At 69.7% G+C, this 1,563-nt stretch carries 1 protein-coding gene; it reads right to left on the bottom strand.

Features of this window, described 5'->3' with window-relative positions:
• Positions 1-915: 915 nt before the first annotated feature.
• Positions 916-1,284 carry a hypothetical protein gene (locus ACZ6EM_RS40395; protein WP_465774680.1) on the bottom strand — a complete coding sequence of 123 codons (369 nt, stop codon included), beginning with the start codon at positions 1,282-1,284 and terminating at the stop codon, positions 916-918.
• Between the last annotated feature and the right edge of the window lie 279 nt (positions 1,285-1,563).

The raw sequence follows: 1,563 nt of genomic DNA, 5'->3' as shown, positions 1-1,563 counted from the left end.
GCCGCACGGCCTCCACGGCCTCGGCCGAGACAGTCACTTCCTTCATCAGGCGCTACTTCCTTGATCGGGAGTTACACCGTTCTTTGTACAGACCCAGCGCGTTCACCGTCGCGCATCCGCGAGCAGCGCCCGAGCTCGACTCTGTCGGTGATCTTGGATGACGGGGCTCAGGTGCCAAGGGTTCGGCAGGACTTCGGCCGGGGATGTCGTGCTCGTCCGGGTAGGTCGGGAAGGCGGTCGGCGGTCTCGATAACGGGGTTTCGTCTCGGTGACACGTGCGGCGAACCCCCTTCCAGCTGATGATGTGCCCGCGGGGGACGTAGCGAGCCGTCGTGTCGTGGGGGAAGACGATCGCCGAGGCGGAGGGTGGCAGGCTGCCGTCGCCGGCGGTGCGCCGGCGCAGGCGGCCTGCCCTGCCGCGGTAGTAGTTCTGCACGAGGATCTCTGCCGCAGAGCCTCGGCCTGTGGGCCGGGGCGGTACTCCGACTCGTGCCGCTGGAGGTGCTCCGTCAGGCGGCAGGCGTCGTTGCCGGCAGCGAGGATCCTGGTCCTGGGCCGGGTGGGGTTCTTGCCCGGACGGACCGGGCGTCCGTCGCGCGGGTACCAGCCCGCGAAGCCCCGTTGCACCACAGCCCGTCCAGCCGGTCTCCGACCCGCATTGCGGTCGTGCCGACGGGGTTGCTCGACCGCGCGATCCGAGCGGTTAGAGAAGGGACTTGATCACCGGAGCCGGGGTGGAGCGACAACTGACACCTCAACAACTGCACGGTCTTCGATCAGCCCCGAGCATGCCCGCTGATCACGTCGGCACCGGCGCGTCCGGTCCCGGCGCCCTCGGTCAGGTCCTCGGGTCAGGCACCCGACCGAGGGTCCGGGCGGAGCCGGCGGATCAGCGGAGCCGCCGGGGGCGCCGGATCAGGAGACGCGCTTCAGCTGCCAGGCGTTGTTGTTGAAGCTCGGGTTCGACCAGGCGACGCAGCTGCTGGTGTAGTAGGAGCTGGTCTGGACCCATCCCGCGGGCGGGTAGGTGGTGGAGCAGGCCTGGACCACGGTGCCGACGGGCAGTCCGGTGAGCTGCTTGATCTGCTTGATGTTCGGGCTGAAGCTCTGCGTGCCGCAACTGCTGCTGTAGCCCCAGTTCACGTCGACGAAGCCGGCCGGGGTGACCACGCTTGCGCACGAGGTCGTGACGTCACCCGGGGCGGCCTGGGCGGGCGCGGCGGCCAGGGCGAGCATCGCGGCGGTAGCGGCGACGGCCATACAGGTGGTACGAAGGCGAATCATGGGTGAGGCTCCTTCTGGTCGGGGGTGGCCGGTCAGGCCGTGGAGCCATTCCTATGGTTTGATCGCCGGTTTCGGATAGCGACTTTCAGGCCTAAAGATCCAGCGCGCAGAGCGGCGGCCAGGACGCGCGGGAAGGCGGGAGCGGGAGAACGGGACACGCGGGGAAGGCGGGGGCGGGGGCGGAGCCCGTCCCGGCCCCCCCCCCCCCCCGGGTCCGGTGTTATGCCTCTTTGTTGTCCTGCGCCGACCAGGTCCGGTGCTTCTCCTCCCCGCCCGAAG

The organism is Kitasatospora sp. NPDC041917 (assembly GCF_055589745.1).
This window is presented reverse-complemented; position numbering and strand designations above follow the sequence as displayed.